The 25,071-nt window shown below is 57.6% G+C and carries 23 protein-coding genes and 1 tRNA gene; 10 read left to right on the forward strand and 14 right to left on the reverse strand.

What is annotated here, in order from left to right; all coding sequences use genetic code 11:
- Positions 1–31 precede the first annotated feature (31 nt).
- Positions 32–814 carry an alpha/beta fold hydrolase gene (locus tag J4D97_RS19100; RefSeq protein WP_208308966.1) on the forward strand — a complete coding sequence of 261 codons (783 nt, stop codon included), beginning with the start codon at positions 32–34 and terminating at the stop codon, positions 812–814.
- 132 nt (positions 815–946) lie between these two features.
- Positions 947–1,657 (forward strand): SAM-dependent methyltransferase, encoded by a 711-nt coding sequence (locus J4D97_RS19105; protein ID WP_208308967.1) that lies wholly within the window; start codon positions 947–949, stop codon positions 1,655–1,657.
- A gap of 163 nt (positions 1,658–1,820) precedes the next feature.
- Here the strand turns inward: J4D97_RS19105 and feoB are convergent, their stop codons facing one another.
- Entirely contained in the window at positions 1,821–3,962 is a 2,142-nt protein-coding gene (feoB, locus tag J4D97_RS19110) for a ferrous iron transport protein B (protein WP_208308968.1), read from the reverse strand.
- A 63-nt stretch (positions 3,963–4,025) separates the two neighbouring features.
- A complete protein-coding gene (locus J4D97_RS19115; protein WP_185282277.1) occupies positions 4,026–4,283 on the reverse strand; it encodes a FeoA family protein in 258 nt (85 codons plus the stop codon).
- 266 nt (positions 4,284–4,549) lie between these two features.
- Here J4D97_RS19115 and J4D97_RS19120 point away from each other — a divergent pair, with 266 nt between their 5' ends.
- Positions 4,550–5,422 carry a carboxypeptidase-like regulatory domain-containing protein gene (locus tag J4D97_RS19120; RefSeq protein WP_208308969.1) on the forward strand — a complete coding sequence of 291 codons (873 nt, stop codon included), beginning with the start codon at positions 4,550–4,552 and terminating at the stop codon, positions 5,420–5,422.
- A gap of 82 nt (positions 5,423–5,504) precedes the next feature.
- On the opposite strand, the gene J4D97_RS19125 is transcribed toward J4D97_RS19120, so the two are convergent.
- Positions 5,505–6,116 carry an OmpA family protein gene (locus J4D97_RS19125; RefSeq protein WP_208308970.1) on the reverse strand — a complete coding sequence of 204 codons (612 nt, stop codon included), beginning with the start codon at positions 6,114–6,116 and terminating at the stop codon, positions 5,505–5,507.
- A 92-nt stretch (positions 6,117–6,208) separates the two neighbouring features.
- Positions 6,209–8,692 carry a bifunctional UDP-N-acetylmuramoyl-tripeptide:D-alanyl-D-alanine ligase/alanine racemase gene (locus J4D97_RS19130; protein WP_208308971.1) on the reverse strand — a complete coding sequence of 828 codons (2,484 nt, stop codon included), beginning with the start codon at positions 8,690–8,692 and terminating at the stop codon, positions 6,209–6,211.
- 84 nt (positions 8,693–8,776) lie between these two features.
- On the opposite strand from J4D97_RS19130, the gene J4D97_RS19135 reads away from it, so the two are divergent.
- The gene (locus J4D97_RS19135) at positions 8,777–9,688 is read left to right on the forward strand and encodes an EamA family transporter (RefSeq protein WP_208308972.1); all 912 of its coding nucleotides are present in this window, start codon (positions 8,777–8,779) and stop codon (positions 9,686–9,688) included.
- A 97-nt stretch (positions 9,689–9,785) separates the two neighbouring features.
- Here J4D97_RS19135 and J4D97_RS19140 read toward each other — a convergent pair whose 3' ends face one another.
- The gene (locus J4D97_RS19140; RefSeq protein WP_208308973.1) at positions 9,786–12,428 is read right to left on the reverse strand and encodes a DUF5686 and carboxypeptidase regulatory-like domain-containing protein; all 2,643 of its coding nucleotides are present in this window, start codon (positions 12,426–12,428) and stop codon (positions 9,786–9,788) included.
- Between the two features lie 141 nt (positions 12,429–12,569).
- Between J4D97_RS19140 and J4D97_RS19145 the strand changes: the two genes are divergently transcribed.
- Complete coding sequence (locus J4D97_RS19145) at positions 12,570–13,073, forward strand: regulatory protein RecX (RefSeq protein ID WP_185282272.1); 504 nt, start codon at positions 12,570–12,572, stop codon at positions 13,071–13,073.
- A gap of 61 nt (positions 13,074–13,134) precedes the next feature.
- On the opposite strand, the gene J4D97_RS19150 is transcribed toward J4D97_RS19145, so the two are convergent.
- Positions 13,135–13,773, reverse strand: a complete 639-nt coding sequence (locus J4D97_RS19150; protein ID WP_185282271.1) for a DUF4230 domain-containing protein — start codon at positions 13,771–13,773, stop codon at positions 13,135–13,137.
- Positions 13,774–14,236: 463 nt separating this feature from the next.
- Between J4D97_RS19150 and J4D97_RS19155 the strand changes: the two genes are divergently transcribed.
- Entirely contained in the window at positions 14,237–15,043 is an 807-nt protein-coding gene (locus J4D97_RS19155; protein WP_208308974.1) for a hypothetical protein, read from the forward strand.
- A 10-nt stretch (positions 15,044–15,053) separates the two neighbouring features.
- On the opposite strand, the gene J4D97_RS19160 is transcribed toward J4D97_RS19155, so the two are convergent.
- The 5 genes from J4D97_RS19160 to J4D97_RS19180 form a co-directional block, all read right to left on the reverse strand.
- Entirely contained in the window at positions 15,054–15,998 is a 945-nt protein-coding gene (locus J4D97_RS19160) for a 1-aminocyclopropane-1-carboxylate deaminase/D-cysteine desulfhydrase (RefSeq protein WP_208308975.1), read from the reverse strand.
- A 172-nt stretch (positions 15,999–16,170) separates the two neighbouring features.
- Entirely contained in the window at positions 16,171–18,726 is a 2,556-nt protein-coding gene (locus J4D97_RS19165) for a YfhO family protein (protein WP_208308976.1), read from the reverse strand.
- Between the two features lie 167 nt (positions 18,727–18,893).
- The gene (locus J4D97_RS19170) at positions 18,894–19,172 is read right to left on the reverse strand and encodes a DUF4834 family protein (RefSeq protein WP_208308977.1); all 279 of its coding nucleotides are present in this window, start codon (positions 19,170–19,172) and stop codon (positions 18,894–18,896) included.
- Positions 19,173–19,189: 17 nt separating this feature from the next.
- Positions 19,190–19,948 (reverse strand): FkbM family methyltransferase, encoded by a 759-nt coding sequence (locus J4D97_RS19175; protein WP_243900414.1) that lies wholly within the window; start codon positions 19,946–19,948, stop codon positions 19,190–19,192.
- 70 nt (positions 19,949–20,018) lie between these two features.
- Positions 20,019–20,513, reverse strand: coding sequence for a hypothetical protein (locus J4D97_RS19180; RefSeq protein WP_208308979.1), 495 nt, complete (start codon positions 20,511–20,513; stop codon positions 20,019–20,021).
- 189 nt (positions 20,514–20,702) lie between these two features.
- Here J4D97_RS19180 and J4D97_RS19185 point away from each other — a divergent pair.
- Positions 20,703–20,775 (forward strand) — tRNA-Thr (locus tag J4D97_RS19185).
- 67 nt (positions 20,776–20,842) lie between these two features.
- Here J4D97_RS19185 and J4D97_RS19190 read toward each other — a convergent pair.
- On the reverse strand, positions 20,843–21,334 hold the full coding sequence (locus tag J4D97_RS19190) for a hypothetical protein (RefSeq protein WP_208308980.1): 492 nt from the start codon (positions 21,332–21,334) through the stop codon (positions 20,843–20,845).
- Positions 21,335–21,575: 241 nt separating this feature from the next.
- Between J4D97_RS19190 and J4D97_RS19195 the strand changes: the two genes are divergently transcribed.
- Entirely contained in the window at positions 21,576–22,370 is a 795-nt protein-coding gene (locus J4D97_RS19195; RefSeq protein WP_208308981.1) for an SDR family NAD(P)-dependent oxidoreductase, read from the forward strand.
- 83 nt (positions 22,371–22,453) lie between these two features.
- Here the strand turns inward: J4D97_RS19195 and J4D97_RS19200 are convergent, their stop codons facing one another.
- Positions 22,454–22,816 carry a hypothetical protein gene (locus J4D97_RS19200; protein ID WP_185282263.1) on the reverse strand — a complete coding sequence of 121 codons (363 nt, stop codon included), beginning with the start codon at positions 22,814–22,816 and terminating at the stop codon, positions 22,454–22,456.
- 315 nt (positions 22,817–23,131) lie between these two features.
- Between J4D97_RS19200 and J4D97_RS19205 the strand changes: the two genes are divergently transcribed.
- Both J4D97_RS19205 and J4D97_RS24030 read left to right on the forward strand, forming a co-directional pair.
- On the forward strand, positions 23,132–23,731 hold the full coding sequence (locus tag J4D97_RS19205) for a C40 family peptidase (RefSeq protein ID WP_208308982.1): 600 nt from the start codon (positions 23,132–23,134) through the stop codon (positions 23,729–23,731).
- Positions 23,732–23,892: 161 nt separating this feature from the next.
- A complete protein-coding gene (locus tag J4D97_RS24030; RefSeq protein WP_208308983.1) occupies positions 23,893–24,582 on the forward strand; it encodes a YkvA family protein in 690 nt (229 codons plus the stop codon).
- A gap of 83 nt (positions 24,583–24,665) precedes the next feature.
- Here the strand turns inward: J4D97_RS24030 and J4D97_RS19215 are convergent, their stop codons facing one another.
- Positions 24,666–24,935 carry a phosphopantetheine-binding protein gene (locus tag J4D97_RS19215; RefSeq protein WP_185282260.1) on the reverse strand — a complete coding sequence of 90 codons (270 nt, stop codon included), beginning with the start codon at positions 24,933–24,935 and terminating at the stop codon, positions 24,666–24,668.
- Positions 24,936–25,071: the final 136 nt, after the last annotated feature.

Consider the following 25,071-nt stretch of genomic DNA (forward strand, 5'->3'; position numbering starts at 1 on the left):
TACCTAGCTTCTTCCGACCTTTACCGGCACTATGCAACTACACTACCGCGAACTGGGGCAGGGCGAGCGTACCCTGGTTATCCTGCACGGCCTTTTCGGCACTCTCGACAACTGGCAAACCCTGGCCCGGCGCTGGGCTGAGCACTACCGCGTGGTGCTGGTGGATTTGCGCAACCACGGCCGCTCGCCGCACGCACCCGAGCACACTTACGAGTTGATGAGCGAAGACGTGCGCAAGCTGTTTGCGCAATTGCAACTTCCCGCCGACCGCACTACCCTACTAGGCCACAGCATGGGCGGCAAGGTAACTATGCGCTTCGCCCTCGACCACCCCAGCTACTTGGCCCAGGCCATTGTGGTTGACATTGCGCCCGCCTTCTCGGATATGCGCCACCAGGATGATATTCTGGCTGGTCTGCACGCCGTCGATTTCACTACCTGCACTTCCCGCCAGGCCGCCGACGACGCACTGGCCCAGCACATTTCGCAGCCCGACGTACGACAGTTCCTGCTCAAAAACCTCTACCGCCGCAAAGATAACTCCTTCGCCTGGCGCCCTAATCTGGCCGTGCTGGACGCCGAAATGGCCCAGATTGGCGAGGAAATCACCAACGACACGCCTTTCCTGAAGCCTACCCTGTTCATCAACGGAGGCCGCTCCAACTACATCACGCCCGAGGACAAGCTGCACGGCATTCCGGCCCTGTTTCCGAACAGCCACATCGCTACCATCCCCAACGCCGGCCACTGGGTGCACGCTGAGGAACCCGATCAGGTATTCGAGTTGGTAAAAGCCTTCGTGGACCAGGGGTAAGTAAGAATAGATACCTAGAAATAGGTAGGCTAGGTACCATAAGAGCCTTGCAAGCAACGCATAACACGCCTGCTATATCAGCTTCAACTAAAGGCAGACAATCATTTTTAATTCTTAATTTTTAACTCTTCATTGACACCTGGTACGCTCTACCTCCTTCCTACCGTGCTGGCCGACGATACGGCCACGCAGGTGCTGCCGGCTCAGGTACCGGCGCAGATTGCCGCGCTCCGGTATTTCCTGGTCGAAAACGCCCGTACGGCGCGGCGCTTCATCAAGCAGGTAGCACCCGAGCAGGTTATCGAAGACCTGCGCCTCACGGTGATTGACAAAGACAGCACGGAAGCACAGATTCAGGCGGCGCTGGCGCCAGTGGCGGCGGGACAAGATGCAGGCGTGCTGTCCGAAGCAGGCTGCCCCGGCGTGGCTGACCCCGGCGCCGAGCTGGCCCGGCGGGCGCACCAATTGGGTATCCGGGTGGTGCCGCTGGTAGGCCCCAGCAGCTTGCTGCTGGCCCTGATGGCTTCCGGCATGAACGGGCAGAGCTTCACCTTTCACGGCTACCTACCCATCGACCGGGGCCGCCGTGCTGCGGCCGTGAAGCAACTAGAGCGCGTAGCGCTGGCTCAACACCAAACCCAGCTATTCATCGAAACGCCCTACCGCAACATGCCATTGCTCGAAGACCTGCTGAGCCAGTTGCAGCCTTCTACCCGCCTGTGCATTGCAGCCAGCCTCACGGCCTCCAATGAGTACGTGCGCACCGATACGGTTGCTGGCTGGAAAAAGCGCGGCCTCCCCGAGATTCACAAGCAACCAGCGGTGTTTTTGGTAGGGCAGTAGGGTAAGATACTGAGCGAAAACGTCTGCCATCCTAAGCGGAGCGAAGGACCTTATGCCCGCAGAACGACTATCGTACTAACGACTCGTTCTGCGGGCATAAGGTCCTTCGCTCCGCTCAGGATGGCAGACGTTTTTCTTATTTACCTACAAAATTACTTCGCCCCTACGAACCTAGCTGGTACACTAGCAACGAAGCAGCATAAGCAAGCCCTGTCATATACACAGCTTGCAGAATAGGCCACTTCCAGCCCTTCGTTTCGCGGTAGGTAACGGCAAGTGTACTCATGCACTGCATCGCAAATACATAGAATACCAACAGCGACAAGGCCCGCACCGGCGTGAAGAACGGCTGGCCTTGGCTGTCGCGGGCGGTGGCGAGCTTTTGCTGAATGGTGCGCGTGTCGGCATCCTGCCCTACGCTGTAGATAGTGGAGATGGTACCCACAAACACTTCACGGGCAGCAAAGGAGGTAATCAATGCAATACCAATTTTCCAGTCGAAGCCCAGCGGACGGATGCCGGGCTCCAGCGCATGCCCTATCGTACCGGCGTAGGAGTTTTCGAGCTTGGCTGAGGCCACTGCATTTTCCGTTTCTTCGGGCGAGAGTTGCTGCTGCGTGGCCGCAGCACGGGCTTGAGTTTCGGCTTGGGCCAGCTGGTCGCCAGGGCCGTAGGAGGCTAGCACCCACAGGATAACGGAAATAGCCACAATCACCTTACCCGCCTGAAACACGAAGGTTTTCACCTTCTCTACGATGGTAATGCCCACGTTTTTCCAACGCGGCCAGCGGTACACCGGAAACTCCATAATAAAGTAGCTCCGCTCGCGGGTTTTCAGCAGAAACTTCATGGCCAATGCCGACAAAATAGCGGCGAAGAAACCCAGCAGATACAGCCCCATCAACGCAATACCACGCAGGTTGAAGATGCCTAGCACCGGCGTATCGGGCACTACCAGCCCAATAAGCACGGTATACACCGGAATACGCGCCGAGCACGACATCAGCGGCGTCACGAAGATGGTAATGATGCGGTCCTTCCAGTTTTCGATGGTGCGGGCGCTCATAATGGCCGGCACGGCGCACGCTACCCCCGAAATCAGTGGCACGACGCTTTTCCCGTTCAGCCCAAACTTGCGCATGATGCGGTCCATCATGAACGTGACGCGGGCCATATAGCCGGTTTCCTCCAGCACCGCGATGAAAGCAAACAACAGAGAAATCTGCGGAATGAAAATCAGCACGCCGCCCAGGCCGGCCAGTACGCCTTCCGTGAGCAGACTGATGAGCGGCCCCTCGAAGTTGGTTTGCACCAATTGATTGATCCAGGCCACGCCTTCGTCAATCAGCTCCATAGGGTAGCTGGCCCAGGCAAACACCGCCTGGAACATGAGAAACAGCACCCCGAAGAAAATCAGGTAGCCCCAGACCTTATGCGTCAGCACCCGGTCGATGCGGTTGCTATAGGGCTCGGCCTCGTCGGTACGTGTTACTTCTACTACGTTCAGCAGTAGCTCGTTGATGCGGGCGTAACGGTCAATTGTCTCCTGAGCTTGCTGCGCTGTGGGCTCGAAACCGTACTGCTGCACCAACTCCCCGATGTAGGCTTGCTCGTCGGCAGTCAGAAAGCTAATGCGTTGGTACTGATGCGCGTAGTGCAGCGCCAAGTAATCGTTGTGGAGGTTGAAGTAGTAACGAATCTGCCGAATCATGGGCAGCAGCTCCTCGGTGGGCTCGTAGAAGCGCACGGTAGGCGCTGCCAACTGTTGGCCCATCACAATCTTGAGGGCCGCTATGCCAATGCCTTTACGGGCATTCATGGGAATGACGGGCACGCCTACTTCTTGCTGCAAGGCCGCCACGTCAATTTTGACGCCGTGCTGCTCGGCCGTGTCCATCATATTAAGAGCCAGTACGGCGGGCAGACCCAAATCAGCTAATTGCGTGAACAGTAGTAGGTTGCGCCGCAAATTACTTGCGTCGGCCGTTATAACTACAAAGTCGGGGTATTGGGCCGAGGTTCTATCGTAAAGCAGATCGGTAATAACCCGCTCGTCGAGACTTTTGGGGTAGAGTGAGTACGTACCGGGCAGGTCGATGATTTCGGCGCGCAGCAGGGGCGTAATTTGCGCCACGCCGGTTTTGCGGTCCACCGTCACGCCCGGGAAGTTGCCTACCTTCTGGTTGAGGCCCGTGAGCTGATTGAACAGCGACGACTTGCCGGAGTTGGGGTTACCAATCAGCGCAATGCGCGTGAGCGTGCCCGGCAGCCGCGGCGACGCCACTTCCAGTGTAGTTGCCGACATGCCGGCGCCCGCTCGCTTTATCGTAACATCAACGCTACCCATCTACCTACCTAACTATTCGTACTAATCCCGCAGCATGATGGTAGCGGCCTCACTTACGCGCAACGACAAGGTGTAGTCGCCGTTGCCGAGAACCAGCGTAACGGGACAGCCCAGCGGGGCTTTGCTGTTTAGGCGTACCTGCGTGCCCGGAATGCATCCCATTTCCAGCAGTTTCAGCGCCATTTCGGGGTCGTTGAGGCAGCAGATAGTACCGGATTCGCCTACGCGCAGGTCTTTTACACTGCGGGCGGTAGAAGTAGGGAAAGAAGCAGAGGACACAGGCACGGCGGTAGTTTCTATTTAGATTCTATTCAAACAAAGGTACCACCCTTTTATGTTTCAGCCAAAGGCCAGATTTATACTAAAAATTGGTGCTTTCCTATCGTTTTGCTGCGTAGTATCACTATTTCAAAATCAAATTGCATAATTATGAATATAGTAAGATTATCCGCCGATTACGGCACGATTTTTTGTAGTTTGGGAGTATACAAGCGTACTTTATTATGCTCAGACGACTATTCACCCTCCTTGCTTTTGCCCTCTTTTTGCCTGCGCTGAGCTTTGCTCAGGACCAAGCGGCAGGACAGTTCCGGATTTCTGGTCGCGTCGTCGACAAGGAAACAAAGGAGCCTATTCCTTTTGCCTCGTTGGGGCTGAAGGAAGAACAAACCGGCGCACTCACCAATGAGTTCGGTTTCTTCCAGATGGCCGCCCCCGAAAAGGTGCCGCAGGACTCGCTGATTATCCTGGCCTTGGGCTACTACCGCAAAGCTGTTGCCATAAAGCGCGGCGTGAACGTGCCCGACATGATTGTGGAAGTGCCCCGCCGCGTGGTGGAACTGGCCAACGTGACTGTAAAAGGCGCCAAAGTGAAAGATCTGTCGCTGGGGTCGCGCAACAACACCCCCGGCGAAGGGATGATTCAGGGTATGCCCGGTAGCCAGTATGCGTTCTTCGTGAAGAACGACAAGAACAAGAAACTCGGCAACGTGCGCTCGGTGTCGTTCTACATCGGGGAAAACGGCTTCCCCCGTGAACCGTTCCGCGTGCGCATCTACCGCGCCGACGGTAACTACAACTCGCCCAACACCGATCTGCTGACCGAAAACGTAGTCGTGTCGGCCCCGAAAGGCGGTGAATGGTATACCGTAGACCTCACTACGTATAATATTGAGGCACCCACAGAAGGCTTCTTTGTAGCGATGGAATGGATTGTGAGCGGTGATAAGTTCTACACCACCAACTTCATGGATACCTATACTCCCTACGGTCAGATTCTGCGGCCTACCTTCGAGTTCAAGGAAAGCCGCACTTGGAGCTACACGATGGGCAAGGGCTGGAGCCTACTCACCCTAGCCAGCAACGGCCAGCGCTACAACGCCATGATTCGGGCTGAAGTAGATATGCTGAAAGACTAATTATACTAAGCCCTATACGCAACGCGGCCCCGATGCTACTAGCATCGGGGCCGCGTTGCGTATAGGGGACTACGAAATTAACTTACTTGGTGAGCACGGCAATTTCGACGCGACGGTTTTCCTGACGGCCGGCAGCAGTGCCATTATCCGCAATGGGTTGCGCTTGTCCCAGCGACTTCACTGTGATGCGCGATTCGGGCACTTTGCCTTGCTCTACCAGCCAGTTGCGCACGGCGTCGGCACGCTCGCGGCCCAGCGTTTTGTTGTAGGCGGCGCTGGCCGTAGAATCCGTATGGCCGTACACACGCATGTCTCGGTTGGGGTAGCGCTTGTCGATGGAACTCAGAATATCCTGCAAGGCCTTGGTGGCTTCGGGACGTAGTGTGGCTTTGTCCACATCAAACAGCACCTCATCGTTGAGGCCATAGAGGCGCACGCGTCCGGCCGCTAGAATGCGTACGCCCGGCAGCAGACCGCTTTCTTCGTCATTTACTACCTGCAGATCGGCTGCGTTGTAGGTCCAATCAGGGTCCGTATCGATAATTGTGGGGGCTGGCCCTTCGCTATTTCTATACACAACGGCCGTATCAGCCGTAGCATCCTGGGGCTCGTTCTTGGTTTCTGGATTTTTTAGGTCGCTGCAAGAGGCAAGAAGGGCCGTTGCGGCAAACAAGGAAAGGAAATGCTTTTTCATGTTGAATCAGGGTGAGATAGTATCGTTTAGGTGTACGGCGGATATAGTTATAAAGGTATTTTTATATTATCCGCATCTCTCCGCTGGTTCCCCTACTCCGTCACAAACACCCGCTTTACCCGTTCGCTCACGTTGGTTAGCAGTTCATAGGGAATAGTGCCAATGCGGGTGGCCAACTCGGTGAGGGGTAGGCCCTCGCCAAATAATACAGCCGCTTCGCCGGCCTGGGCACCCACTACACCGGTCACATCGACCATGCACATGTCCATGCACACATTCCCAATGAGCGGTGCGCGTTGCCCGCGCACCAGCACCTCGCCTACCCCATTGCCAAAGCGCCGGTCGTAGCCGTCGGCGTAGCCAATGGCCAGGGTAGCAATGCGCCGGTCGTAGTTAGTGGCTTGGCCGCGGCGGCCGTAGCCCACAGTTTCGCCGGCGGGTAGGGTTTTGATCTGAGAAATGGTAGTACGCAGGGTGCTGACCGGGCGCAGGGCATCGGGCTGCTGGCCGGTGGCTTCTACTCCGTAGAGCCCAATACCCAGTCGCACCATATCGAAATGCGCTTCCGGGAACCGGATAATACCCGCCGAGTTGAGCGCGTGTTTGAGGATGGAATAGCCCAAAGCGGCTTCGAGGCGGGGCGTCATGCGCTGGAAAGCGGCCAGCTGGCGCTGCGAGAAATCGTTGTGCTGCGCTTCGTCGGCGCCGGCCAGGTGGGTGAGGGCGCTGGCTACGCGCAGGGCGGCGGCGTTGGCTTGCAGCACCTGGCACAGCTCGTCCAGGTCTTCTTCGCCAAAACCCAGGCGGCGCATGCCCGTGTCGAGCTTGAGGTGAATGGCAGGTAGGGGCTGCTCGCGGGCGGCCCGCAAGTACTCGTGCAGGCGCTCAAAAGAGTAGATTTCGGGCTCCAGGTGATACTGCCGCAGCTTTTGGAAGCTGTCGGGCGAGGGGTTCATCACCATGATGGGTAGGCTGATGCCGTGCTCGCGCAGGTCCACGCCCTCGTCGGTATAGGCCACGGCAAGGTAGTCGGCCCGATGAAATTGGAGCAGGTTGGCTACCTCGTAGCTGCCGCTGCCGTAGGCAAAGGCCTTCACCATCACCATGAGCTTGGTGGTGGCCGCGAGGCGCTGACGGTAGTAGTTGAGGTTGTGCACCAGCGCATCGAGGTTCACTTCCAGCACCGTGCCGTGGATTTTCTGCTGAAACGCCGCCACAATCCGCTCGAAGCCGTAGCGCCGGGCACCCTTTACCAGAATGGTTTCATGGTGAAAATCATCGGCCTGAAAACCGGCTAGGAAGGCTTCGGTATCCGGATAAAATTCCTGCTCGGCGCTGCCAAACACACGCTGGTGCGCGCTGATTTCTGGCCCGATGCCTACCAACCGCTCTACCCCATGTGTAGCCAGCTGCCGGGCTACGCGTCCATACAGCTCATCAGCTGCCAGACCCGATTCCAGTACGTCGCTGAGAATGAGGGTGCGGCGGCCCCGGCGCGGCTGGCGGGCTAACATGTCCAGGGCCAGCGTGAGGCCAGCGAGGTCGTTGTTGTAGGTGTCGTCGAGCACGTAGCAGTCGTTGAGGGCCTGCTTCATTTCCAGACGCATAGCCACGGGCTGCAAGCGGTCCAGCCGGCGCTGGATTTCGGCCGCGGGCACCTGCTGCCACAGCAATACCGTAAGGCAGTGCAAGGCATTCTCCACCGAGGGCTCGTCGGCGAAGGGTAGGGTGAAAGTGTGCTCCTGCAACAACGGCCGCTGCATGGCCAGGCGCACGGTGGTACGGTCGGCGGCAGACTCCAAAAGCGTAACGGCCACGTTGGCCTCGTAGGGATGAAAGCGGCTCCAGCAAAACGTGCGCACTGCTTTGGGTAGCTGCTGAGCGGCCGCGTGCACCAACTCCTGGTCGCGGCAATAGAACAGCATATCTACCTCAGTAAACAACTGCATCTTCTCCGCTACTTTCTGCTCATGCGAAGTAAAACCGGCATCGTGGGCCGTACCGAGGGTAGTGAACAGGCCAAGGGTAGGCTGCACCACGCGGGCCAGCCGCGCCATCTCGCCCGGCTCCGAAATGCCCGCCTCGAAGATGCCCAGCGTGTGCGACGCGTTCAGTTCCCATACGCTCAGGGGCACGCCCACCTGCGAGTTGTAGCTGCGCGGACTCTTGCACACCAGCTCGTCGGGGCTCAGCAGCTGGGCCAGCCACTCCTTCACGATGGTTTTACCATTAGACCCCGTGATGCCGAACACGGGTAGGCGAAACCGCCGCCGGTGCGCGGCGGCCACGGCTTGCAGGGCTGCCAGGCTATCGGGTACCAGCAGTACGCCGGCGCCGGGTAGCGCGGGCAGGCCGTCGGGTTGGTCGACTACAAACAGACGCACGCCGCGTTGGTACACCTCCGCAAGGTAGCGGTGCCCATCGTGTTGGGCGCCGCGCAGGGCAAAAAATACGCCGCCCGCCTGGGCGTCAGCCCGCCGACTATCCAGCAGCAAGTGCTGCACGGGCGCGGGCGTAGCGGGTGTTTGGAGCAAGGTGCCGCCGGTGAGAGCGGGCAAACTGAGGAACTGAAGCATAACGAGCAATACAACCGCTACAAAGGTAGAACGGTTGTGGCCGACCGGCAGCTGGCAGCGTATCTTTGCGCCCTTTCTCGCTGTATGAAAACCACCCGCTACTACCTGGCTGCGCTTACTGCCTTTCTAATCTGGGGTTTCTTCCCCCTACCCCTGCGCCAGCTTACCACCTACCCCAGCGGGCAGATCTTGCTGTTCCGGGTGCTGCTATCAGTGCTAGTCTTACTGGTGCTGCACGGAGTAGGGCGCGTAGGGGTGGTGCGCGCTACCTTGCGCCAGTACCGGGCGGCCGCACGGGCAGAGCAATGGCGCGTGGCGGGCGGCACCGTGGTAGGCGGCTTGCTGCTGATGAGCAATTGGCTGTTGTTTATTTACGTCATCAACCAGGTGAGCGTGCAGGCGGGTTCGTTTGCCTACCTCATTTGCCCCATCTTATTGTCGTTGCTAGGGTTTCTGCTGCTGCGCGAGCAACTACGGCTGCCGCAGTGGTTGGCAATTGGCCTAAGCGCACTGAGCTGCACCCTACTCGTTACCGGCGACGTACGCTCCCTACTGATGAGCTTGGTAGTGGCCGTTACCTACGCCCTCTACCTTATCACCCAGCGCATCGTGCAGGGCTACGACCGGCTGGTGCTCCTCACCATTCAGCTGCTCCTGGCCGCGGCCGTGCTCCTACCCGCCGCCCCCCTGCTGGGCGCCGATCTACAAGCCGGCTTCGCCGATACGCGCCTGTTGCTGTTTGCGGGTATTCTCAGTGTGGGCTTCACCGTTCTTCCGCTTTTCCTGAATCTCTACGCCCTCAATGGCCTCACCTCCGGCACAGTCGGCATCATGATGTATCTGAACCCGGTAGTAAGCTTCGTGCTGGCGTTCTGGTATTTCGGGGAGCAGCCGCGGCCGGTGGAGCTATGGGCGTATGGGGTTATTCTGGTGTCGATTGTGCTGTATAATGTGCGTGGTAGGGCGATTAGGCCGGCAACGGTGGTACGCTCGTAGGTTTATAGGCAGCTAAATATTGGGACTATCATGCTTCGACAAGCGGACGCCAGATCAAGCATAGCGGTCTATTGTAATTTGGTTACGGGTTTCTACTTTAAAACCCTAGCCCAATCCGTACACCGCTGCCTATTTGCTTTCCCGATTGCAGGGCCGTATAGCCATCAATGCGCAAGATGTTGAAGATGTGCTCGATGCCCACACCCAACTCCAGGTAGTGCCCGGCGGCGCGGGTGTGTAGGTAGTTCACCGAGGCCACTTCCTGCCACTTCAGGCGGCGCAGCAGCGGGACTTTGTTGAGGAAGAAGCCGTTGAAATGCTGGTTGTAGTGCGCTTCGAGGTAGGCGCGGCGGGTGCTGTACTGGTAGTAATCCAGCAGTTGAAACTGCGCGAAGTTGCCGGTCAGGATGGTTTGGTTGCCGGCAAAATGGCGGTAGTCCATGAACTGCAAGCGCGGCGAGCCGAGGTAGCCGCCGCCCGCCACGTCGTAGGTACCGGTGCCGAACAAGCCCATCTGGATACTCTGCCGAATGCCTGCTGCCAGGCGCGTGTAGCGCACATCAGACCCGAACACCGAAGGCACGCCCTGCAAAAACGTGAAGCGGAACTGCGGCTTGCGGGTGTAGAGGTTCACCTTACCATCGGGGCGCGTGAGGAAGCGCTGGCCGGGCTGGTAGGTGGCGGTCAGTTCCAGCGTGAGGGCCTGGCTGCGGCCAAAACCCGTGTCAGCCAGCTCGGCGTTGGCGGGCGTGTTGGGCGTGAAGGCACGGCCGGGCACGTCGATAAGTAAGTCGTAGGTGTTGTTGAACAGCTCGCGTCGGTCGTAGTAGTTCACGGCGCCGCGCACGGTCAGGCCATTGGTAACTTCGGTGAGGTAAGCCACTTCGGCCCCGCGCCGCTGGTAGAGCTTGGCGTAGTTGCGGTTGCGCAACAGCGTATACGCCGAGTTGATGAAGGGCGTGAGTTGGGTGTTTTCGGCGAAATTCTCCACCGTGCGGCCCACTTGAATAGTCAGGCGGCGCAGCACCACCGGGTCCAGTTGCCAATCAATCTGCGCCGAGGGGCTCAGCAGCTTCGCCGCGAAACCATAGCGGATGATAGGCGTGAACTGGAAGCGACGCCGGTCGTCGGTATCCTGCGTATAGGTGGCTTCGGCGTTGGCTACCACGCCCTCTACCGTGTTGTATTGCAGGATGTTGAACACCGGTCGCACGTACAATCGGCGCTTGGCAAAGGTGTTATTGTGCGTGTACCCACTGAGCAGCAGCTTGCCTACCCCCAACTCGTTGCGCTTGCGGTCCAAGGAATCCTGGTAGGGGCGCGAGTTGCGCACTACCTCGGTGCTGTCCTTCACGTGGTAGTCCAGCTGTTCTTCCGCCGTGAGGGGTACCGGGCGCACCTCGTTCCAGTAGGCCGAGTCCTGGGTGGTAGCACCGGCTTCTACCCGCTGAATCTCGCCCCGGCGCAACGGCTCCACAATGCCCAGCGCGGTATTGATAGAATCGGCGTTGCTGCGGCGCAATTGCCGCTTTACCTTCTGATTGAGGCCGCGCAGGGTAAGGCGTTGCTTGCGTACGTCGGCCACGGTTTCACGCTCCACGGGGGCGTTGGCCACAGGCTCCGGCGCGGGTGGCGCGGCCACTTGCTGGGGCGTGGCGTAGGTAGGCACCACTTTGTAGTTCGATAGCACCGCTGTGGCGTTGGCGCTACCCTTAAACCCGAACGCTTCGAAGGTAGCCGTAGCTTTCTGCGACTGAATCACCCACACGCCCGACGCGCCCGGCGCGGGCATAAATTGTTGCTCCAGGTGTACATGGTCGACGTACTCTAGCTGGGCGCTTTTGTTGAGGTCGAGCGACACGGAGAAGAGCCGCCATGTACCGTCAATCAGATAAATAAAACCCGAAAACGCCGGGTCGGCGCGGCGGCGCGGCGTCACCCGGATTTTATGAATCAGCAAATCGCCCTGCTGGGTAGAGCCTACCAGCTCGTACTGGTAGAACAGCATGGCGTTGGAGGCAATCGGCGACACAAAGCCTCGCTGCGAAAAGCTGCTTTTTAGCAGGTTGCTGTAAAAATTAAGCCCCTTGCCGGCACTGGCAATGTTGAAACTCACGCGCTTCGAATCGCCACTCACCCTACTCGACAGCATCTTTTCCTGGATGATGTTGGGCTGGCGGAAGGTGATGTCGGAAATGGTTTCGGAGAGGTAGAAGATGCCCGGCTTGATGTCCGGCCCGATCTTTACGAGGCCCAGCACCTTGCCCGGTACATCGGAGAGGCGGCCCAGGGCTTTCACATAGAGGCGCGCCCGGTAAGCGGCTACCTCTCGCTCGTGGTAGCGCCGCCAGTTGATGGCCTGCTGCACCAGAGCGTAGGCCGGGTCGCGGTCGGAGGCGCGCACCACTACCTCGTTGAGCTGGTAATTTTCGGGGGTAAGCTGCACGTTGAGGACCGTGGCGGTGTCGCCGCCGGCCACGCGCACGGTTTGCAGGCGCGGCTTGAACCCTACGTATTGAAATACCAGCTCGTACTGCCCCGGCTCCAGGCGCAGCTGGTAGCGGCCTTGTTCGTTGGTTGCGGTGCTGGTGGTCGTGGCGCGCACAGCTACGTTGGCGAAGGCCAACGGCTGATTCTGCTGGTCGGTCACAAGGCCGCGCACAATGCCAGCTCGCGCCGACAACTCACTTATAATCAATACAACAAGCAGCAGGTAGCGCATCAACTTTGTAATAAACACGGAGACTGTGAAGATAGAGGGATTTTGCCGGGCAAAGGTTGCCTGCTGTTCCCGCGCTGCCCGTTTACGTACCAAGCGGTGGTTGCGTCGGAACGCGGCCCGCTGTATCCTCGTTATCGTATCGATTCTTTCTTTCTCCGCATGTATCAACCCGATAAAAAGCCGAAGACCTACACCCCTGGTGAGGCGCTGCACAAAATTGCGGCCTTTTGTGCCTACCAGGAACGCACCTTCAAAGAAACCGAAAGCAAGCTGCGCGGCTATGGCCTGACCGAAGATGAGGCCGGCGAAATCATCATCAAGCTTAGCCGCGAAAACCTACTCGACGAGGAGCGCTATGCCCGCAGCTACGTGCGCGGCCACTACCGCCAGAAAAAATGGGGCCGCCGCCGCATCACGCAAGAGCTGAAGCAAAAAGGCCTATCGGATTATTGCATTAAAGCCGGCATGAAGGAAATCGACGGCGACGAGTACTACCAGAATCTCACGGATTTACTGGAGAAAAAAGACGCCCAGGAAAAAGAGCCGAATCCGCGCAAGCGCCGCCTAAAACTCACGCAATACCTTACCCTGAAAGGCTACGAATCGGACCTGATCCGCATGGCGCTGGATGATTTAGGCAAGATACCTGATGAGGACGAGTAGGCTGAACTATTGATACAGAACGTTATGCTGAGCGAAGACGTAGCGTGACGTTTTTCCTACCCTACCGCCGGGCAGGCATTTGCGGCGCGGCAGTTTGCTGCGTGAGTATCACCTGCCTACCCGTGAGAGTTTCCAGCATGGGCCGCAGAATCTTTTGGGCGTTTTGCTGGGTTTGAGCCAGAATACCCGATTGCAAGGCAGTCCGGCGCACGTTGGCTTCGGCGTATTTATAGGCCGCGTCTACTAGCTCGGCATCCTGAAAGTAGCCGTTTTCGACAGAATACACTTTGCTTTTGGTGTGGTCTACCTGCCAGGTGCAGAGCTGCGCGGGGGGTAGCGCCACCCGCACAATGGAGTCGCCCACAAAGACCACATCCTGCGGACGCACCTTTTGCAAATCCAAGCAACCAATGGCATTGCCAGCCACAATAAGGGCTACCTTGGCATTGGGGAGAAAGCGAGAGTACTCTTTTTTGTACTCCACTACATCTTTAAACTGATAGCGCACCAGCTCCAAGCGGCCCAGGCCTTCTATTTTCTCCAGTACCGTGTTATGCGTCACGGTGATTTTGGGCTCCATGTCCAGCGGGCTCTTTCCCCAGCTTGATAGGGTAGGCTCCACTTTATCCCACAGAAACCAGCCTAATGCCACTAAGAACAGCAACGGTAGCAAACGGCGGAGTAAACGGAGCAAAGGCATATAGTGTGGTATTTTGTAGCCGCATACGCACCCCTAGGTGGTAAGTTAACTATTTTGCCTCCTGGCCTGCTCTTTTTATTGCTTGATGCAACCATCCTTTTCCTAACTACTTTCTCCCTGGCGCTGGCTCCACCGCTGGCACCGCTGGCTGTTAGTGGTGCTTTGGGTAGTGATGCAGAGTTGGTGCTGGTTCGAGTATCAGGGTCCGAGGCTCAACGGCGACGGCCACCGCTACCTGGAGTGTGCCACCTATATAGATACCACTGGCCTGCTGCCTACCGGGCATTGCGCTCAGTATGTAGGCTACACGTTTTTCCTGTCGCTATTTTTGAAAACAGGATTACTGTGGGCAGCCCTGACGCAGGTTTTTCTTTCGGGGGTAGCAGCCTGCGCTTTGTATGCTACGGTGTGCCGGCTCAGCTACAGGCATTGGCCCACGGCGTCACTAGCTACCCTACTGTTTGTGGGGTGGCTCGAAATTCAGGCATTCAATCCTTTTCTGCTCACCGAGTCGCTGTTTACGACATTACTCATTTTTTCGCTGTGGGCTGTAGTCTGTGTCCGCAACTGGGGTAGGGCGTTCTTGGCGTTGGGGTTGCTACTGCTCACAGCCTGTATTCGTCCCAATGGATTCATAGCACTGGGCGCCGCAACGCTGATGAGTTTTATCTGGCTGTACCGCCGGCTGCCAAGCTCCGCACGATACGTAGTTTGGCCTGCCTGTTTGGCCGCAATCGTCGGCCTGTGGTTTGTCTTCAACCAGCGCTTAGGTGCGCTACCTCTAATCAAATACTATCGAAAGGGGATTATTCTTTTCGAATACGGCAATACCTCCCTTCAGTCCAGTCGTCCCTTGGTGCTACCGGTTGCCACCCAGCCAGCATTAGAGCAATTGACCACGTTTATCTGGTCTAATCCTCGCTATTTCGGTCAGCTTATGGCTCACAAAGCACTCTACTTTATGGGTTTTCCCCGGCCATGGTATTCTCTGCTGCACACGGCTTTCGTAGTAGTTGCCCTGCCACTGCTGTATTTTTCAGGCATCCGTGGTCTTTCCAATTTGCGGGCACCACAGCTGGTTCGCCTGTACCTGGGCGTGGTTATTTTGCTGCAAATGAGCATCGTTTCGCTGGTAGCAGAGGACTGGGGCCCACGTTTTTCGGGGCCGATTCTGCCATACTGGTTTACGCTAGCAGCGCTAGGCGCCCAACCTTTGCTACGCAAGATAGAGCGGCGCCTACAAGCAGTTTCTGCACTACCTCGCTGCTGATTGTCGTGTCCTACCCTACCACCGGCCACCACGCGCTACGGCTTTCAAACCGCTGCCGGAAGCCCTGCCAGCCCTGCAACCCGCCCGTGTGTACCGCCACCACGGTGCTATCCGGCGCGAAGTAATCCTGCTCCAGCAAATCTAGAATGGCGTAGAGCAGCTTGCCGGTATACAGCGGGTCGAGCAGAACCCCGTGCCGCGCTTGAAACTGCTGGATAAATACCATCAGCTCGGCTGAGTAGGCGGCGTAGCCGCCCAGGTGGTAGTTGGTGTATAGTTGCCAATTGGCATAGGTGTCACCAGTGCCCGCACGCGTCAGCGCATCAATATCCGCGCGTAGAAAATCGGCGTTTTTTAGAGCGGCTACGCCTATGGCCTGCTGGGTACCTGCTAGGCCAGTGAGTAGTCCGGCTAAAGTACCGCCCGTGCCGCAGGCTACGCAGAGGTAGTCGAAATCTGTTTGCTGGGTCAGTTCCGTTACCAATTCGGCGCAGCCGGGTAGGGCCAGCGCGTTGGAGCCGCCTTCGGGAATTACATAGGCTGGCCCTACCTCGTGCAGCAGCTCCGCTAGCACTTCCGGCTCGGTTTTGCGGCGATACGTGGCGCGGTCGAGGTAGTGGAGTTGCATGCCGTGGGCTTGCGCCCCGGCCAGAGTAGGGTTGAGGGGCAGCGTTGGTTCGCCACGTACTACCCCTACTGTTCGGAAACCATGCAGTGGCCCAGCCGCAGCAACGGCAGCTAAGTGGTTGGAGTAGGCACCGCCGAAGGTCAGCAGTGTATTATGCCCGAGGTGGCGGGCTTCCCGCAAGTTGTACTTGAGCTTGCGCCATTTATTACCGGGTAGGGCCGGCTGCGTCAGGTCGTCGCGCAGCAGGAGCAGCCGAATGTTGCGCTGGGCAGCAGCTGGCTCCGGGAGTTCTTGGAGAATGAGGGGTGAAGTAAAAGCGTCTATCATCCTGAGCTTGCGAAGGACCTTCTCACGCGAGAACGATGAATATGAGGACGAGTCGTTGTTGCGCCTGTCGTTCCAAGCGTGAGAAGGTCCTTCGCAAGCTCAGGATGATAGACGCTTTTACTTCACCCCTCTACAAAAATGACCAATTCACCGCCTCACAAACTCACCACTTCTACGCCATCAGCAAATCATCCGATACTGCATCGGGCGCGGGTTGGCGACGCACAGCGTACACGATACCGCCTACCAACAGCAGCACCAGCAGGATAGAGGAAATCAGCGAAATAGTGTTGCCGATGGAGTACGCGCTGGGCTCGAATTTGAACTCGATGGTGTGCTGACCAGCCGGCACCTGCATGGCGCGCAGTACGTAGTTGGCACGTAAGTAGGGCGCTGGCTTACCGTCAATAAACGCATTCCAGCCGTCCTTGTAATAGATTTCGGAGAAGACCACCAGGCCCGGCTGGGTGGCGTTGTAGGTGTACTTCAGCTCGTCGGGCGAGTAGGCGGTGAGCTTAATGCTAGAGCCTGCGGTGAGGTAGGAGGTTTCTGCCAGCGGAAATTTGCTCACATCCACCACCGCCGTAGTAGCCGGATTGAAGCTGCTGAGGGCGTTGATTTCTTGGTCCGGCGACTGCACTTTCTCGATGTCGCTCACAAACCAGGCGTTACCCAGCGCGGCGGGGTTGCGCTGCACTTGCTCCGTTTGACCGGCTTGCTGCGGCGGCATAACGATATAGCGCGTGTTCAGCATGTTGAGCACCTGAATGTTGTTGCGCGCAATCTGCCACTCATACAAATCCTGGTAGCGGCGCAGCTTGGCGCCGTGGTACCCGCCAATGCTCTTATGGAAATACGAGGTGTTGGCCTCCTGGAAAGGCGCCTGCAAGTTGAACACCCGGAAGCTCAGGTCTTTATCTTGCAAAATCTGCTGATCGGCGGCCGTGGGGATGAACTGCTGCGCCACGGTGCCACGCTGGAAATTGCTGTCGTTGAGGTAGCGCTTGTCGGCGCCCCACAGGTCTACCAGCGTGAGCACGCCTACCAGGGCCGCTGCTACCGTCGCCGTGATTTTGCGCTGCAAGAACAGCCACAGCACCCCACCCGCGAAGGCGATGAACAGGATAGAGCGCAGCACATCGGTGTGCATCAACGAGGCCCGGTCCTGGCGCAAGGCATCCAGTGGGAAGCCCTGCTGCTGCAATTGCGCATCAATAGGCGCCGAAAAGTCCAGACCCAGCCCTACCAGGTAGGCCAGAACACACAGGCCAATGGTACCACCCACGGCATAGAGCAATTTGCGCTTGAGGTCGGCGGTTTCGGGCGTGTCTACTTTGGGTTGCGGCAGGCCAGGGCGGGTAGTAGCCGGAGCCGCCACGCGGGCGCGCAGTACCCGCGCCAGCGCCAACACCGCCAGCAATGGCATCGCCAGCTGGGCAATCACCAACGCCATCGACACCGACCGGAACTTGTTATAAGCCGGGAAGTAATCGAACATTAGGTTGTTGAACGTCTCGAAATTTTTGCCCCAGGCTAGAATAATCGACAGGATGGTAGCTACCAGCAGCCAGGTGCGCGTGCGGCGGTCGGCCACGAACAGGCCCAGCACAAACAGCATGCACACAATAGCACCCACGTATACCGGTCCGCTAGTGATGGGTTGCGCCCCCCAATAGAGCGGCAGCTGCTGCAGGTACTCGCGCAGCTGCACGGGCGGCACACCCAGGCCGCTCAGGGCTTGTGCCGTGGCTGAGCTTTCACTCAAAGAGCCCGACGAAGCGCCACCGTAGTAGTTAGGAATCAGCAGGGTAATGGTTTCGCCTACCCCATAGCTCCACCCAAAGGCGTAGTCACGGTCGAGGCCGGAGCCGCTGGGGGCGTCCTCACTCGCGGCGGGCTGGCCAGGTGCGGCGGGCGGCGCCTTCGTCAACTCCGATTTGCCACGGATGGAATATTTGCCGTACTCGGCCGTGGTGTAAAGGCGGCCAAAGCTTACGCCTACCGCCAGCAGCGCCGCCACGCCCAGCAGGGCCGTGCGGTTAAAGAAGTCTTTCAGGCGGTTTTCCTTCACGGCAGCCACCAGCTCCACAATACCAAACACCAGCACTAGCAGTAGTAGGTAGTAGGTGATTTGCAGGTGGTTGGAGCGCACATTCATGGTCAGGCCCAGCGCAAACAGCCCGGCTCCCAGCCACTTGTTGCGCCGAAATGCCACCAGCAGCCCCGCCAGCACCAGCGGCGCATACGCCAACGACAACGACTTGGTGTTGTGCCCCGCCGCCAGAATGATGAGGTTGTAGCTGGTGAAACCCAGCGCAATGGCTCCTACCGTGGCTACCAATGGCCGCACGCCCAGCACTACAAACAGCACGTAGCCGCAAAGCAAGGTCAGAAACAGGTTGGCTACCACAGCCGGCAAACCCAGCGTGAATAGCTGGTGCAGGTAGATGGATAAGTCGCCGGGGAAGCGGGTGCTGATGAGGTAGGTCGGCATGCCGGAGAACATGGAGTTCGTCCACAATGCCTCTTTGCCTGCTACCTCGCGATACTGCGCCGCCTCGTGGGCGCCACCCTGAAACTGCACAATGTCGTGCTGCGCCAGGCTTTTGCCTTCAAACAGAATCGGGGCGAAGTACACGGCCACTAGGGCCAGAAAGAACACCACCGCCAGCAAGTGCGGCAGTACACGACGCCACAACGGCGCGGGAGCGGGAGAAACAGTAGTCATCCGAGGAAGAAAGAAGCCTGATACGCCCGCCCGGCCCCCCGGCCCGGCGAAGCAGCCCCGAAGGTAGAATGTTTATTTCATTTAGTAAGGGCTGTGCCCCCGCTGGCAACCACAAACCGGTTGCCAGCGGGGGCACAGCGCTATCTATCGGCTACACAGCCAAGTGGCTATTTCACTTCTTCAAAATCAACGTATTCACCGCCCTTGAAATCTTTCTCGCCTGCTTTGGCAGTTTTCGGCGGCACGTAATCGACGCGCACTTGGCCCGGTGCGGGCGGGGGCGACGACGGCCGGGGCTGCCCGAACGGCGCCTGCTGGCCAAACGCGTCGCCGTAGCGACGGGCGTGCTTTTGCAGAAAGCGGCTCACTACAAAGCGCAGTACCAACGGCACTACATAACGAACCAGAAAAAAGAAAACGAGGAGAAAAAGCAGGAATTTGCCCATCAATACAAAACGCCCGGCTATGCCGCCGTGGGGGTAGGTTGAAAGTAAAAGTCGGCCGTGACGGCGCTGGTAAGCTGCGCCGCCGAACACGGTATCAATTCCAAACGCTCGGAGAGCACAAATGGTTTATAGCCCAGACCTGCCAGCACGGCTACCACCTTCTGGCGGTTTTCCAGGCCGTTTAGCTCCGTTTGGATTAGGGGCTGAAAGCGGCGCAACGTGGCTTGCAGGTGCGCAAACACTTCTGATTCAAAACCTTCCACGTCGCACTTCACGAAGTCGAGGCGGGTGAGGTCGCGCAGGAGTTCGTCGGGCACGCGCATGGGCACCTCGTAGGTGCGGGCGTAGTGCTCGTGGGGGTTGCTGCTAGCTACTTTGGTCATGCCGTGGTGAAGCAGGCCGTGGCGCTCGGGCGTGCCCATTTGCACCATCTGGTTGTGGCCACCCAGAGCGTAGGGTAGCAGCGTCAGATTATCAAACCCGCTCAGCTTCACATTTTCCTTCCAGATTGCCTGGAAATCGGGAATGGGCTCCACGGCCAGCACCCTACCCTCCTTGCCTACCAACCGCGACAAGGCCACGGAGTAATAGCCTAGGTTGGCCCCAATATCCAGGCACACGAAGCCTGGTTTGATGAGCTTTTGCAGGAAAAACAGCTCCGGGTACTTCTTTTTGCCCCACCCCGCGCCCACCAGCCGCAGGTACACGCGACTCACCAGACGAATGTAGCGCTCGAAGCCCAGCGCCCGCACCAGCAGTTTACGGAGTTGTTTCATCACGCCGCAAAGATGCCGGAAAGTGCCGGAACGTCAAGGCTACGCGCTACCACTCCCCAAACCGCACACACTATGCTTTGTGGCGCTTGGGTTTGCGCTTCTTGGATTTGTGGCTTTTGCTCCACCACCGCGATACGCCGGCTGCCACCACGCCGCCTACCAGGTACCACGCTACCGTCATGGTTTTGGTTTGAGGTGTACGGTTGCTGGGGGCTTCGCCTAATCCCATTGGGCCGGGCAGCACTACCCCGCCTACCCCGGCCGCCGCACCCAGCGCTACACCGCGCCACCACGCACCCTTGCCCCTACCCACCAAGCTGTAATACAAACCATTGCTGAGTAAGTCGCCGGCTAAGGTGAGGTAGTAAGCCGATTCCTCGTCGGGCTGGGGTGCATCGGCTTTGCCTAGCAGCTTGCGTAGGCCTCGCTCGCCGAGTACATCCATGCGGGGTGCGTCGGCGGGGCGCAGGTGGCGCACGGTTTCGTGTAGTAGGTTCACCGCCACGGCACCGGCCAGGCCGCTGCCAAGGGCCTGCACGAGGGCAGACGGTTTGTTTTTCTTCATGAGCGAAAAAGAGGTTAGCCGTGTCCGCAAGGTGATGCGGCACGGGTATCTTTCCAACGCCAAACCACAATCTGGGGTTGTATCGCTCTTTTTCGCACGATATCCAGATTTTTTGACCCTGCGGTTTGTGTAGTTTCTGAACGTCTGGCTATCTTTGCAGCCCTTGGTAGCGCCGGATACCTCGGAAACGCCTTCTTAGCTCAGTTGGTAGAGCAGCTCATTCGTAATGAGCAGGTCGCAGGTTCGAGTCCCGTAGAAGGCTCTCAACGCACAGCGCCCCGATGAATTACTTCATCGGGGCGCTGTTTTTTTGTGCGTATAGCAAGCGTCTACTCAATTACCGTATCGCCGGCCAAGCCGTTTCGGTAGCTGGTTACGGGCTGAAACTGAGGGTCAATCTCCGTGCGGTTGGCGCTACCCCAGGGGCGGGTGCTAGTAACGGCATCGTACGACGAGTCATCTGTGTCAGCGCCGCTGTTCTGCGCACGCCACGACAGCCAGCCAATGCCGCCCAACAGCAGGGCACCACCTACCACCTTTTGGGTGGTGCTGAGGCTGCTTACCTGATCTACGGCTTTGTTGCTCCACTCCTTCACTTGCTGCGGCAGTTGGTTGACGCCTTCAATCCAGGAATTGCGCGAGCGGGGTGCAGGGTTTGGGCTTAGGTCCAGGTCGTGGGCTGGGTTGGATTCGTCGTTGCGGTAGCTACCGGGGTCGGTGTGGCTACTGGTACCCGTAGAAACGGTACCGGCCGAAACGCCCGATGTGGACGAGGTGGAAGTGCTATATACGGGCTGCTGATTGCGGGTTTTGTTTGCCATAAGTGAAATAGATCGTAAGCGAGTGAGAGAAGCACGCAATGGCTGAGCCACTACGCGGGCAGCGACCTTGGGCTGCCTTCTTTTTTCGTAAAACCCTTACGTTTAGTTGCATTAGTAGCTCGATTACTGGCCGCCCCTACCCAACCTCGACTATAACTCTGCTTCAGCTAACGTAGTATGATATCCTGTTGCTACGCCCTAGCGCTGGCATTTCCCTCAACCATCCGACTACCTTATTCTCATGGCCAAAGACCCAAATTATTCTGTTGCGCTTGTTACTGGTGCCGCTAGTGGCATTGGGCAAGAACTCGCTCATCTCTTTGCCAAAGACCAGTACCAGTTGGTGCTAGTCGACCAGAATCCCGGCGGGCTGCAAGGCTTCGCGGAGCATCTACAGAGTAAGCACAACATCACCCCTACCCTCATCACGCAGGATCTGAGTGCCCCCGGCGCCGCTCAGCGCGTGTATGATGAGGTGCAAAGCAAAGGCTTACAGGTAGATATTCTGGTGAATGACGCTGGTTTCGGCTTGGCAGGTCCATTTTTAGATGCCGACCTCAACCGCAGCGTTGGCATTATCAATACCAACATAACGGCACTGGTAGAACTCACCTATTTATTTGGGCGCGACATGAAGGAGCGCGGCAAAGGCCGAATCTTGCAACTGGCGAGCTTGGCCTCTTTCCAACCGGGTGCCTTACTGGCAGTCTACAGCGCCAGCAAAGCCTTCGTGCTGTCTTTCTCCGAAGCCCTTACCGTGGAGCTGAAAGATTCCGGCGTGACAGTAACGGCCCTCTGCCCTGGCGCTACCGAAACGGAATTCTTTTACACGGCCCATGCCGAGCATACCGAAGAAGGCCAAGGCGAAAAGGCTGACCCCAAAGATGTAGCTGCAGACGGCTACAAAGCACTGATGAACGGTGAAACCCGCGTTATCTCGGGCGTGAGCAACAAACTTCTGGCAGCCATGACCAAAGTTATTCCCGATACGTGGCTGGCTCTCAGCAACCAGAAAAAGTTTGAGCCAATAGAATAGGCTACCCTACTTTTCTTACCAATGCCGCCCTACCTCCGTGGGCGGCATTTTTTATGTAGCTCTTATTAGGCTAAGGGCTCAAGCTACACCTCACCTGCACCTTTGTGCGAGTGAGCGCGCGAGGGCACGGGGCGGCCGTTGGCGTAGAGGTGCGCTTCCTGGTCGCCGGCCACGCGGGCTTCAGCTTCGAAGGGGATATTGTAGTAGCCGTGGCGTAGCCAGTCGCGCAGGTAGCGGCGCAGGAACCCTACCCGGCCATACTGCTGGTACTGCCGGATGTGGCACATCTCGTGCGCCACCCAACGCGGGTCGCGCAAAAACTCCTCTTTAGTAGCTCCACTCAGGTGAATGGTGCCGCCTAATACCATGGCCACGCTACGCGATTTGAGCACCATGCGGGCGATGCGGGCGAAAGGAGAATTTTCGATAACGGGCGCTACTTTCATGTGTAAAATTTGGGCAGGTTTATACGGTGTATAACCCAGCGTAGTTTCGTGTTTTATATGATTTTTCAGCCTATTCATTGAATTCAACCTATAAACTTGGAATAAAATACCGGCTTTACTTGGATAGCTCCTCTATTACGGCTTAGCTTTAAAAATCTGGTATCCTAGAATATCGAGGTTTTATCAGTCTGACTACTCCTTTTTGCTTCTTTATTTCCTGCTACACAGTAGCCCTTTCTTATCGAAGTACCCTCCTTCTGCTAGCGCGCCTTTTTCCGTATCGGCCGCAGCTTTTCGCCACCTCTACGACGGACAATGAACAACAGAATTCTGTATTGCCTCGCCGCTGCCTCGATGGCCCTTTCGTTTTTCTTTGAGCGTACGCCCGAAACGAACAATTCGGCTCCTATAGTAGCTCAAGCCTCGCTCCTCCCCGACTTTTCCGGTTTTGCAGATGGCACCGCGCTGCCTGCTTTCGCTAACGACTCTGTGGCCTACGCCCACTACGAGCAGAAGCTCGGCGTATCGCTCGACCGTACCGAAGACAAGAACCTGCTGGAAACTGTGCTCGATTGGCTGGGCACGCCCTACCGCTATGGCAGCAACTCCAAGCGCGGCACCGATTGCTCGGGCTTCGTGACGCGGGTGTTTAAGGAAGTATACGGCATCACCCTGCAACGCAGCTCGCGCTCCATGTTCCAGAATGTGAAGCATGTGGCCAAAGACGAGATGCAGCCCGGCGACCTGGTGTTTTTCCGTCGTGGACCGGGCCAGCCCATATACCACGTAGGCATCTACCTCAACGATGGCAAGTTTGCTCATTCTGCCACCAACGGCGGTGTGATGGTTAGCTCCCTGAAGCAGGCTTACTACCAACGCAACTTTTACGCCGCTGGCCGGGTAGCCCTGAACTAGCGCAACTGCCTTTCTTTTTGTGCTTCGAAAGCCCCGTTCCCGCGAACGGGGCTTTTTTTACCTTCGTTTCAGCTACAACTATTTCCGGTTGATTTAGTATGTAGCATCGGCGGCTGTCTATAACGGCATCAGCTTTCTATTTTCTTTTACGCTCCTACCCTATGGCTACGAAAGCACCTAAAGGCGAACACGTTGCTTCTTCCCCGTTCTTCAAGAAGTTTCTGGGCAAAGCCGAAGAATACCTGAGTAAACCCCTGCGCATCAAACAGCTCCTGAATGATGCCTACCAGAAAGCCCGCGAGAAAAACGAGCTAGGAAGCCTGGCGCACGAAGCCTGGGAAACTGTGCAAACGCTGATTCGGCTGGTGCGCTCGGCTAGCACGGGCGAATACACGGGCCTGCCGGCTTCTTCCATCTTGGCGGCTGTGGCCGTGCTTATCTACTTTCTGAGCCCCATCGACGTGATTCCGGACTTTATTCCGGTGATTGGTCTCCTCGACGACGTGGCTCTGATAGCCTGGTTCACCTCCACGCTCAAGGAACAGCTCGATAAATTTGCGGAGTGGGAAAAAACTCGTCCGGTGGTGGTAGAGGATAGCCCCGCAGCTACTGGCTTCAGCGCAACGGTGGATAATTCAGCGCGCGTGCAAACGCCGGCTCAGGCCGCACCAGCCTCCGCCCACGAGCCCGCACAGGAAGCTCCCGAATCAGCTAAAAAAGCTGGTACAACCGACTTAAGCGACGATGCCACGTCCAGCTCGCCCACGCAGCCCGACGTAGCGGCTACTACTACCAGCAGCAGCCGCCAGCCCAACATCGATACAACTGCTACGGGAGGCAACGTTCGGTAGGCGGTAAGCCCCTACCCTTTGCTAACAAGAAAGGCCCGCAACACTGGTGTGTTGCGGGCCTTTGTGCATGTATGGCCGCTATATTAAGCAGCCTGACTGGCCGTTTCGGGCGTATGCTCGGCTACGTAGGTCACGAAGTCGCTAACGGTAGTGAGCGGTACCTCATCGGGGATGACGATGTGGAAGCTCTGCTCCAGGGCCAGAATGATGTTGACTACATCGAGTTGGTCGAGGCCCAGCTCGTGGTTGAGACGACTACGCAAGCGAACGGGGCGCATAGGCCGGCGCTGGCTGACAATGCGCAACACTTGCTGCTCGATGGATTTAACGGCTGGGGTAGTAGTAGGTAACATAAAGAAAGAGAAAGAAACACCGCAGTTCCAGCAACCGGCAGCGGCCAGGGCCATTTCCTGCCGGCTGCTACCCTTGCGAGAAGAGTAACAGCCGGCGAGGTTTGTTATGCTGGCGTGAAAATACTGTGAAATAATG

Origin of the sequence: Hymenobacter defluvii (genome assembly GCF_017589435.1) — a bacterium.
GTDB lineage: Bacteria > Bacteroidota > Bacteroidia > Cytophagales > Hymenobacteraceae > Hymenobacter > Hymenobacter profundi.

Excerpts from the sequence above, each read along its gene's own strand:
- J4D97_RS19125 (WP_208308970.1), bottom strand. The coding sequence starts at position 6,116 with ATGAAAAAGCATTTCCTTTCCTTGTTTGCCGCAACGGCCCTTCTTGCC.
- J4D97_RS19165 (WP_208308976.1), bottom strand. The coding sequence starts at position 18,726 with ATGACTACTGTTTCTCCCGCTCCCGCGCCGTTGTGGCGTCGTGTACTG.
- feoB (WP_208308968.1), bottom strand. The coding sequence starts at position 3,962 with ATGTCGGCAACTACACTGGAAGTGGCGTCGCCGCGGCTGCCGGGCACG.
- J4D97_RS19175 (WP_243900414.1), bottom strand. The coding sequence starts at position 19,948 with ATGAAACAACTCCGTAAACTGCTGGTGCGGGCGCTGGGCTTCGAGCGC.
- J4D97_RS19100 (WP_208308966.1), top strand. The coding sequence starts at position 32 with ATGCAACTACACTACCGCGAACTGGGGCAGGGCGAGCGTACCCTGGTT.
- J4D97_RS24030 (WP_208308983.1), top strand. The coding sequence starts at position 23,893 with ATGGCTACGAAAGCACCTAAAGGCGAACACGTTGCTTCTTCCCCGTTC.
- J4D97_RS19130 (WP_208308971.1), bottom strand. The coding sequence starts at position 8,692 with ATGCTTCAGTTCCTCAGTTTGCCCGCTCTCACCGGCGGCACCTTGCTC.
- J4D97_RS19190 (WP_208308980.1), bottom strand. The coding sequence starts at position 21,334 with ATGGCAAACAAAACCCGCAATCAGCAGCCCGTATATAGCACTTCCACC.
- J4D97_RS19180 (WP_208308979.1), bottom strand. The coding sequence starts at position 20,513 with ATGAAGAAAAACAAACCGTCTGCCCTCGTGCAGGCCCTTGGCAGCGGC.
- J4D97_RS19135 (WP_208308972.1), top strand. The coding sequence starts at position 8,777 with ATGAAAACCACCCGCTACTACCTGGCTGCGCTTACTGCCTTTCTAATC.
- J4D97_RS19195 (WP_208308981.1), top strand. The coding sequence starts at position 21,576 with ATGGCCAAAGACCCAAATTATTCTGTTGCGCTTGTTACTGGTGCCGCT.
- J4D97_RS19160 (WP_208308975.1), bottom strand. The coding sequence starts at position 15,998 with ATGATAGACGCTTTTACTTCACCCCTCATTCTCCAAGAACTCCCGGAG.
- J4D97_RS19215 (WP_185282260.1), bottom strand. The coding sequence starts at position 24,935 with ATGTTACCTACTACTACCCCAGCCGTTAAATCCATCGAGCAGCAAGTG.
- J4D97_RS19205 (WP_208308982.1), top strand. The coding sequence starts at position 23,132 with ATGAACAACAGAATTCTGTATTGCCTCGCCGCTGCCTCGATGGCCCTT.
- J4D97_RS19200 (WP_185282263.1), bottom strand. The coding sequence starts at position 22,816 with ATGAAAGTAGCGCCCGTTATCGAAAATTCTCCTTTCGCCCGCATCGCC.
- J4D97_RS19145 (WP_185282272.1), top strand. The coding sequence starts at position 12,570 with ATGTATCAACCCGATAAAAAGCCGAAGACCTACACCCCTGGTGAGGCG.
- J4D97_RS19150 (WP_185282271.1), bottom strand. The coding sequence starts at position 13,773 with ATGCCTTTGCTCCGTTTACTCCGCCGTTTGCTACCGTTGCTGTTCTTA.
- J4D97_RS19170 (WP_208308977.1), bottom strand. The coding sequence starts at position 19,172 with ATGGGCAAATTCCTGCTTTTTCTCCTCGTTTTCTTTTTTCTGGTTCGT.